The organism is Nostoc mirabile CHAB5784, assembly GCF_020829645.1.
GTDB lineage: Bacteria > Cyanobacteriota > Cyanobacteriia > Cyanobacteriales > Nostocaceae > Nostoc > Nostoc mirabile.
Genome location: NZ_JAIVFS010000100.1, coordinates 19,065 through 27,368, shown reverse-complemented (window position 1 = coordinate 27,368; position 8,304 = coordinate 19,065). Strand labels below are relative to the sequence as shown.

Below are 8,304 nucleotides of genomic sequence, written 5' to 3'. Positions count from 1 at the left end.
GATTTATTTCGTAGAATTCTGGTAATATTATCATTAAATAAAGCTTGTTGCGAATGAATGCTCTTTTTCTTTTACCACAAATTGCTACACTCTTTGTAATATAAGCATTCTAGACCATTTTGTCCCCCCGCAAGCCTAATAAGCGTAAGTACTACCAACAAGGACAGAGAGCTATGAGGCTTATTCTATCTGCATCCTAGCCCTTTTTGTCCCCCCGTAAGCCAGCAAAGTTACCTTGGCAGACTACTAGAACAGGTTGATTCAAGATTCCAGGCAGGGCAATGCAAGCCCATTTGAGCTACAAGGAAAGAAGCATTGCCTGGTGAAATTCGTTCTGGGAATAGCGAGGTGACAATCATCAAATCGACATCTTTTGAGGATATCTCTGCGGCTGCGATCGCATCTGATGCTGCGCGATGCTCTAATGTCAGTGAAGACTCATCTGGTGCAAGTACCCGCCGTTCGACAGCACCACGAAAAGGATCTGATAAATATGGTGCCATTTCTAAATCGAACTCGTCACTGTTAACGGTTGGTTGAGTGACTGAAAAAAGTTTAGCTAATGCCTTTTGCTCGGCTTGAGTAACTAATTCTGGGTACTTATTTCGCCAATAATCGTTTGTTTGGAGAACGCTAGGAAAGTTAACTGCAAGCGAACGAATTCCTACTGGTTGGTTAGTCATGATAAATCTCCTTTTGATTCTGTAGCTCCTTGGGCAATCAAACTTTGAATCCGATTCCCAAACGGTGCAGTCTGATTCGAGTCTATGATGACATCAACTACAAACGGCACGCTTGCAGTAAGTGCTTTCTCCAATGCAGATTGGAGGTCAGTCTCTTTTTCAACACGGATACCATCGGCTCCCATTCCCCGCGCGATCGCCTTGCCGAAAGTACAGGAATTAGAGTCAGCATCTCGACAATGCATCGTGCGGTAGAAAAATTAGACTTACGTAGATAAATACACTTTTTTACACTCCTTGGTTTATTTAGAATCACCGGAACTGGGCAAGATGCGTTTGATACTCAATGGGTTTGAGAGGTGGAATGGTTGAGGGGAGCGATCGCATAACACGAAACCACATTGATATTTGACTGGGATGCAGACCTTTTTCAAGCGAACGCGAAGAGCGTCTCGTAGAGAGGAAATTTCAGGCTGTAGCTGTTGCTCAGGCATACCTCGCAGCGCCGCACTTTGACATGATCCATCTGTGAGATAGCCACTTAATAGATGCTTGAATATAGAGGTCGAACAAAAAACCAATTATACCCATGTCAGAAATTGAAAACTTCGGAGTGAGTGTAGAGGAATATTTGGATGGATTGGCAGCAGGCATTGACGTTCTGGAATTGAAGCGGTTAGAAGCAAGGGGAATTCCCACAAACCTGGCTTTGGAAGTGATAGCGATCGCTCAAAAGACGATAGATGGCACAGCCACTCCTGAAGAGATTGTCAGGGGACTAATGATTTTGACACCATCCCTTAGACAGCAAATTGAATAGTTTAGAGAATTACCACATTGGTTTACTTTGGGTTGTCCTCTTCTATCAGCGCCTTTAATTGAGCCAAGAGCTTTTCTACCTTTGCCTTTTTCTTTGGGTCGTCCCAAACTTGAGATTTTTTTAAGCGGCGAAATGTGTCATCAGCTAGGTCTTTTAATGATGGAGTCTCTGATTTAGACTGCTGCTCAATTTCTTGAATCTTAGGCTTGATTTCGCTCAATGAGAGATTTAGGACTTTCGCATCTTCTAAGAGTTGTTTTCTTGTTTTTTCATCTGGAATTCGGGCGATTGCTCGTGCTTTAGTGTATTCGATTTGTCCAGAACGCAGTACTTCTAGCACATCTAGGGGTAGATTGAGCAGTGGTAGGCGATTTTTGACAAACGATTCCCAACTCATCCGTCCCAAAGACGCAAATAACTCTTCAATTATCTTGGTTTGGGCTTGAGACATAACGTTATGTCTCAGTTCGGAATTTTCTTGTTTATAGCGATCGCAAACGTTTCTCATCCGGTTGAAAGGGTGAAAGTTGTTCTGTGATAGCTTTCATTGTTCTGCTTTCTTGGGCAGTACGTGCATCATACATTGTGGGGATGAAGCCAGCAATGGTGAGTGTTTTATTAGCACCTTTGCGGAGTGTGGCTACAGTTCTTAATAGTAAGTCAGTTCCTTGAAAGGATTTGAATTGGCACTGAATAGGTACTAAGACATGGGTGGCTGCTACTAAGCTAATAACGTCCTGTTGCCGCGTTATCAGCAGTTATCAAGCATTTGTTCCAACAGATACGACTAGTTGGTTTTACTTGCCTCTCTCTTCTTTCTTTTTGAAAAGTTTTGAGAGAACGAATCGCACTAGTGCTTCACTACATACATACTACTTAAAGTGCTACAAAATGTCAAGGTCATACTACAAATTTTTTAAAAGAACTGAGAGGCCAGTGTTACGTAATCGAGCTTATTGCCCTTTCTGACTAGGTTTGAAGTTAATTACTCGCTATCACTTAGGCGTTGTGCGTTCCAAAACTGTTCAGCAAATGCTACTGCTGGGTGAATTGGGGCTTTAGGCTTACTTTTGAGAACCATTCCAGCTTCATGAGGTAGGCGATCGCTCTTAGTTTGGTTGCACTTCTCACACGCAGTTACAACGTTGTCCCAACTGTGCTGCCCACCTTTTGAGCGGGGAATTACATGGTCGAGCGTTAGATGCTTGGTGCTACCGCAGTATTGGCAGGTGTGGTTGTCTCGCTTGAGTACCTCACGCCGATTTACAGGTGGTACTTTCCAGTGGCGTTCGGGATTGCCAATGGTCAAGCGAATATGTTCGGGAACTTGTAGTACAACACGCTTGTGAGCGGACTTCCCACTGCTTTGTAGTGCCAAAATTCAACGATTCTGCCTGACCTGTGACTAACAGCACGATTGCTCGTTTGATATTGATGCGTGCCAGTGGTAGGTAGTTTTTGGAGAACACCACCACCGAATTTTGTAATATGTGTGGTTGAGCTTGCATACGTTAAATCCACTCCTCAAAAAATAACCCCCGCCTCTGAGATTCAGGAGCGGAGGTCTCTTCGTTGATACTTTTTGCCCTATGTTGGTGCTGTAAGACATTTGCACCTCCCGCTTTGGATAAGTTGATCTAGATTCAGCCATCCGGTAATCGCTTCAAAAATACTTTCACGCTGCAATTTTCCGCCGCCAAAACAATACATTCCCTCAAACGCAAATAGCACGATTACTCTGCCTAAACCCTTGCTGGGTCGGCAATGCATCACGCTGCTAATGGTTGAGGAGAATCTGCTTATCATTGAAGGCTTGTAGTATTTGTAATTGAGACTTATATCAATAATACAGTTGTAGTATGCGTTCGTCCACTAACTCTTCTATGAGTGGGAATAACAAACCCAGTTGGACAAAGTAGGTTTGTATACCTGGTGACATTATCTGCAAGGAGGTTATTAATTTGGCGAAAAACCAAAAACTTATACTTGCCCACTATTTATATACCAGTTACAACCAGACAAACTAGTGGTCAGTTAAAAGCTGGTCTGGTTGCACCCAGACCAGCATCACAAAACCTATTTAATAAGGAACTTCCAATGGTTAAAACTAACCCTGCACAATCTAATAATACTCTTGCCCGATTACTAGTAAACGTAAAGCTAAATATCGTTATTCCGGCAGGAGTAATGCTTAGTTTTTTAGTCTATGGTTTTCAAACTGCTTTTCATCCTCAGCAGCTTGAACAATCTGCCCAAGTTCAACTTCGTCCCTTTGGTCGAGCAGAGTATGAACAGTTAAGGATAGAAATGTCATTAACGGATGTGCGGTCAATCTTGTATCAAGGTACTGAGGTTAACAGCTCTGCAACAATGGCAACTTTTGTCTGGCAAAATCCTGATGGTTCTAAAATCACCGTCATTTTTGAGCATGACAAGCTCAAAGGTAAATCACAGTCTGGATTGAAGTAAGAAACCAGAGGTAGGCGATCGCACACAAGTAGACAGCTACACCCCAAACTGCGATCGACTTTTTTCTTAGAGGAAATGTAATAGGTGTGATCGCAGTACAGCATATAGAAGCTTTTCCAGCAAGGGATTTGCTTTATACCCCATGTATTACGATGTCAACAATCATAAATATAATCCCTAAAACACCTATACCCATTGGAAAGTAAGTTACTTTACCATTAGCAGTGTTCAAATCAAAGGTTATATTGAATCCTGCAAATTTTCCACCTACTAATCCCAATATACTTATGATTAAAAGAACGAAACCCAACTTTTTTAAGTCATAGATCCAATCCATATATATAAATCCTATATTTTATCTTTTTGTAACTTTGCACAGATCATAATTTTACTATTTGAGGTGCAAAAAACGTAATTTTTCAGCCTTGATGCGTTGCGGCTCTGAATATCCCGATTATCCTCTAAGAAAATTGTTAGTTGAGTGCAACAGCGATCGCTTCCCTAATAAGGTTGCTGTTCATTAAATAAGTGTACTGGAAAGGGCGATCGCACCCCCAACCCGCGTAGCTTGCCGCCGTAGGCATCGCCCTTTTCCTCTAGGAAAAATTACTACTTCTTACCTGTTCTAAGAAAGTAGGTAATGAAGATTTCAATGAACTATCTACCACAATCTCCTTCCTTTTCACCTTCTGAAGGATAATTCTGGTTGTTGCACAAGTCTCATCAAATGAGCAATCAAGCTGGTCTTTAACAGGCGATCGCCACTTCGATAGAGTTGAGTCTCAATGGCTTCCTGGTGTACCTGCTGAGGTTCTAGAAAAGAAGTTTGTAGCTAAGAAGTCTGAGCAGATTTTGGCCATGTTCCGTCGCGCTGGGTTGCTGCTGCGGTATCGGGTTGATAATGGCATTCGGTTAAATCATCCAGAGTGTAAGGGATTCAAGCTTATTTGTGATGAATTTGAGTCCTTTTCGGCGAAATGTTCTTGCAGCAGTTTATGGACGAAGCGGTAGCGACCACCTACACGCTGGAGGAATAAACGCTCAGTGCAGTAGTCGAGGAAGCGGGCGTAGTTCCAGGGGATGTAACCACTGCGGTAGAGAATAAGGCGTAGGGTGAAGTGTTTAATAACAGGTGTTCCACTTATACATATCTCCATCAATAATCCCGCAAATAATCCTGATACTAAGCTGAGAATTAAGGCTTCATTTAAACTACTATTATTAAATATAATTAGTTTGATAAAAAAGATTAATATTGTAGACGGTAAAAAAGTCAATAAAAATAATGTTGCCGTATTTTTAACTGATTGCCAAATCCCTTCGTTAGGAATAGTTTTACTGGCTTCGTCTACAATAATTGCACTATTGGGTAACGGATTAGTGCGATCGCGTTTAAAACTGCGAGTTCTGGGGTCAAATTCCAGTAGGCGATGAATGGTCTTAGCTTCTAGTCCCGTCATCTCGCCTAATCTTTGGGCAGCGCGTCCAGTTGGTGCAGCCAGAGCGATTGATTTACCCATTGCCTTCCATAAACTGACTATGGTGCTAGTGCAGAATGTCTTACCGACACCAGGGCCACCTGTAATTACGGTGAATCGAGAGTAAGCAGCCGTCTCTACTGCTTGTTGCTGTTCGGGTGATAGTGAAACTTTGCGGCTACTGCTAAAACGTTCCAACCAAGCACGGACGCGAGGAATATCAGAACTGATGGGGTAGGAGAGGCGATGGCGTACCAATTGGGCTAAGTTTTGTTCGGTGTAGAAGTAAGTAGGCTTGTAACAATTGAGCGTTTTATTGGCATCACGTTCTCTAATTAGCTCATCTTTCAAAGCCATATCTTTAATAGTTTGAGCGATCGCATCTTCTGTTGGTTGATGCTCCTGGGTTGTAAACAGTTTAATCACGTTCTGACTCAGTTTGCTCTGTGGTAAGTAGCAATGTCCATATAAAGCGGCTTCACTCAATACATGGGTCATCCCTGCACAGTAGCGAAACTCAGAATCGAAAGGAACGCCTAAATTACGGGCTATTTTATCAGCAGTTCAACGGCATCGCCAAAAAGCGCATTGCCATGATTCAAAGAGCCTGGAATGAGCAAAAAGTCATTAAAGAAGTAATGGTATTTCTGCAAGGTCACGGCGTTAGCACAACTTACGCAGTCAAAATTTACAAGCAGTATGGGGATAAATCCATAGATACAGTTACCCATAATCCTTACCAGTTAGCGACTGATATCTATGGCATTGGTTTTTTAACTGCAATACCTTCGCCAAAAAAAGAGTATAAACCCGGATTTGTCACCACAATTCTCAAAGCCTTATAAAATCTAGGTTCCAGTTTTTCGCACTGGGTCAAAAAATAACCTATCAAAGCCCGAAACATATTCTGGGTAAGGATTCTCAAGAGTGCAATGGCGCTTTTCGCCCGCCTGAAAGCTGAAACAGCGATCGCAGAACTTGTGAGAAATGAGGGTAAAGCCATAAGTTCTGCATGAGTTCCCTGTTCTGCAATTCGTCCTTGGCTCATCATCAAAATCACATCGGCATTTTGAATGGTTCCTAGCCTGTGGGTAATGAAAAATACTGTCCTTCCCTTAAATACTTGGGCTAGATTCAAGCACATTTGACGTTCAGTAGCATAGTCAAGTGCGCTGGTAGCCTCATCCAGAATCAACAGTGGTGGGTTTTGTAATACAGTACGAGCGATCGCAATTCTAAAACTGTACGATGCTTTTTGATAGCAGGTAGGAACCAACTTAAGCCAAATCGCTTTTGAGGAGTTTCTTTAGTGGGTTGCAATAGAAGTACTTGCCCTTCTTCCCCCCAAGTTTCAGCAAAATCGGCTGGCTTTTTGCGGACAATGCCTTGTTCTGGAATGCCAAGAACTAGTTCAAATTCAGTAGCTTTGTAAAGAATTGCATAGCTATCTTGCCAAGGAATCAAAACTGGCGTCGGTAGTTTAGAGATAGCAACGGCAGGAACATTCACCAGTTGAGATGTCAATCCCATTAGTTCTGCCAAAGCACCATATAATTGAATGGAAATGCTGCCTGTGCGCTCTTTATTACTAACTAACGCACGGCGCAAGACATCGCGGCGAAATGGCATTCTTAAGTGTTGTGCTAGCATTTGGAAACAAGCAAGAGTTCCATCTACAGGGCCACGACCGACTATGTGGGGGTATTTGATTGGTTGCGATCGCTCAATTTCTTCTACTTCTTCTGGGCGCTCTGGGGCAAATGGTGCGTTTGACCAGATGAGAGTGTCTGAGGATGAGTCGGGAAGGAGTGAGGGAGTGAGGGAGTCAGGAAGTGAGAGAGTGGGGTCAGTAAAACCAACTAAGCGAACTTCTCCAGTGATATAGGCTTGCGCTTGCGTTAGATTTAGGCGATCGCCTACTGTATAGTTTGAACCTTTGCTGCTAACTAGCCATAACTTGTTAGGGTCTAATTGCTGGAGCGGTGTTTTGCCTGGAGGCAGGTTAAGGATAGTGCCTTGTTTTGTTGCAGCAGTAGCGAGTTCTTTGAGATTGTCTGGAATCTTACCTCGACGTTCTAATTCTGCGCCTAACAGGTCAAAAACTTCAATTAAACTACAATAGTTACGAAAAGCGTTGGCTATTGCTGGTTCGAGTTCTAGTAGACTTAAGAAATCCGAGGCTTTGAGGGTTAGGCAAAGAGTTTCAACTGACGCGATCGCTGTTTCACTTGGTACACCACGTAGCAAACTTGTCCAGCCAATGATTGACCCTGGTTTGAGTAATTCTAGGGTATCCGGGGCGAAAGCACCTGGGGCATATCCCAATAAACGGGCTTGACCAAGGTATAGGATGGCTATTCTAGCAGGAAGGGTTTCTCGCACAAGGATAGCTTGCCCCATACGGTAGCGCAAAGGTTCAAGTTTTTCTGCAATCTTCTCAACGCTGGTAATCGAAAGCTGACTAAATGGGTAGATGCTGGCGAGGAATTCATGAATTGTGGTGGTGCTTTCTATCATCTTGTTACCAGGGCTAGGGAATTAAGAGTGTGGGAGTGAGGGAGAGTGGGAGCGTGGGAATGTTCCATTTCTTTCCCTCCCTCTCCCTCCTTCACTCCCGGACTCCTCCTCATGTATGGTCAATTGCGCTTTATTCATTTCTTCAGCTAACCAAGTCTCAAACAGATGATTCAAAAGTGTAGAGCGCATTGCATCATCTAACTCGCCAGGCATAACATGAGTCCCTTTCCCCTCTTGCAAAAATATATTTTTGCAAGAGGTATAGTGTACCCACCTGTTGTAGGCAATTGTTTGCTATGTAATTCATAATTTTGTTCTTTAAGAAGATGAGAGATAC

General features: G+C 43.0%; 7 protein-coding genes and 4 pseudogenes. 3 read left to right on the top strand and 8 right to left on the bottom strand.

The features are described 5' to 3' along the window. Nucleotides 1–230 precede the first annotated feature (230 nt). Together LC653_RS36060 and LC653_RS36055 are read right to left on the bottom strand one after the other, a co-directional pair. Nucleotides 231–683 (bottom strand): hypothetical protein, encoded by a 453-nt coding sequence (locus tag LC653_RS36060; RefSeq protein WP_229499784.1) that lies wholly within the window; start codon nt 681–683, stop codon nt 231–233. Further along, nucleotides 680–928, bottom strand: coding sequence for a thiamine pyrophosphate-dependent enzyme (locus LC653_RS36055; protein WP_308189195.1), 249 nt, complete (start codon nt 926–928; stop codon nt 680–682). The genes LC653_RS36060 and LC653_RS36055 overlap by 4 nt, the downstream gene beginning before the upstream one ends. A gap of 344 nt (nt 929–1,272) precedes the next feature. Between LC653_RS36055 and LC653_RS36050 the strand changes: the two genes are divergently transcribed. Continuing rightward, nucleotides 1,273–1,503: a hypothetical protein gene (locus tag LC653_RS36050; RefSeq protein WP_229499783.1), complete on the top strand. Its 231-nt coding sequence runs from the start codon at nt 1,273–1,275 to the stop codon at nt 1,501–1,503. Nucleotides 1,504–1,525: 22 nt separating this feature from the next. On the opposite strand, the gene LC653_RS36045 is transcribed toward LC653_RS36050, so the two are convergent. The 3 genes and pseudogenes from LC653_RS36045 to LC653_RS36035 all read right to left on the bottom strand — a co-directional run bounded on the left by LC653_RS36045 (nt 1,526) and on the right by LC653_RS36035 (nt 3,011). Beyond that, nucleotides 1,526–1,954 (bottom strand): ParB-like helix-turn-helix domain-containing protein, encoded by a 429-nt coding sequence (locus LC653_RS36045; RefSeq protein WP_308189194.1) that lies wholly within the window; start codon nt 1,952–1,954, stop codon nt 1,526–1,528. A gap of 67 nt (nt 1,955–2,021) precedes the next feature. Next, nucleotides 2,022–2,237: pseudogene (locus LC653_RS36040) on the bottom strand (ParA family protein); the annotation flags it as partial. Between the two features lie 251 nt (nt 2,238–2,488). Continuing rightward, a pseudogene (locus LC653_RS36035) lies at nt 2,489–3,011 on the bottom strand (HNH endonuclease). A gap of 478 nt (nt 3,012–3,489) precedes the next feature. Here LC653_RS36035 and LC653_RS36030 point away from each other — a divergent pair. Next, nucleotides 3,490–3,972 (top strand): hypothetical protein, encoded by a 483-nt coding sequence (locus LC653_RS36030; RefSeq protein WP_229499781.1) that lies wholly within the window; start codon nt 3,490–3,492, stop codon nt 3,970–3,972. Nucleotides 3,973–5,309: 1,337 nt separating this feature from the next. Here LC653_RS36030 and LC653_RS36025 read toward each other — a convergent pair. Further along, nucleotides 5,310–6,014 (bottom strand): annotated as a pseudogene (locus LC653_RS36025) (ATP-dependent DNA helicase); the annotation flags it as partial. On the opposite strand from LC653_RS36025, the pseudogene LC653_RS36020 reads away from it, so the two are divergent. Further along, nucleotides 6,011–6,232 (top strand): annotated as a pseudogene (locus LC653_RS36020) (helix-hairpin-helix domain-containing protein); the annotation flags it as partial. The pseudogenes LC653_RS36025 and LC653_RS36020 overlap by 4 nt on opposite strands. Here the strand turns inward: LC653_RS36020 and LC653_RS36015 are convergent. Both LC653_RS36015 and LC653_RS36010 read right to left on the bottom strand, forming a co-directional pair. Then, nucleotides 6,208–6,645: a P-loop NTPase family protein gene (locus LC653_RS36015; protein WP_229499786.1), complete on the bottom strand. Its 438-nt coding sequence runs from the start codon at nt 6,643–6,645 to the stop codon at nt 6,208–6,210. The pseudogene LC653_RS36020 and the gene LC653_RS36015 overlap by 25 nt on opposite strands. Then, on the bottom strand, nt 6,642–7,967 hold the full coding sequence (locus LC653_RS36010; protein ID WP_229499779.1) for a cysteine peptidase family C39 domain-containing protein: 1,326 nt from the start codon (nt 7,965–7,967) through the stop codon (nt 6,642–6,644). The genes LC653_RS36015 and LC653_RS36010 overlap by 4 nt, the downstream gene beginning before the upstream one ends. Nucleotides 7,968–8,304 lie beyond the last annotated feature (337 nt).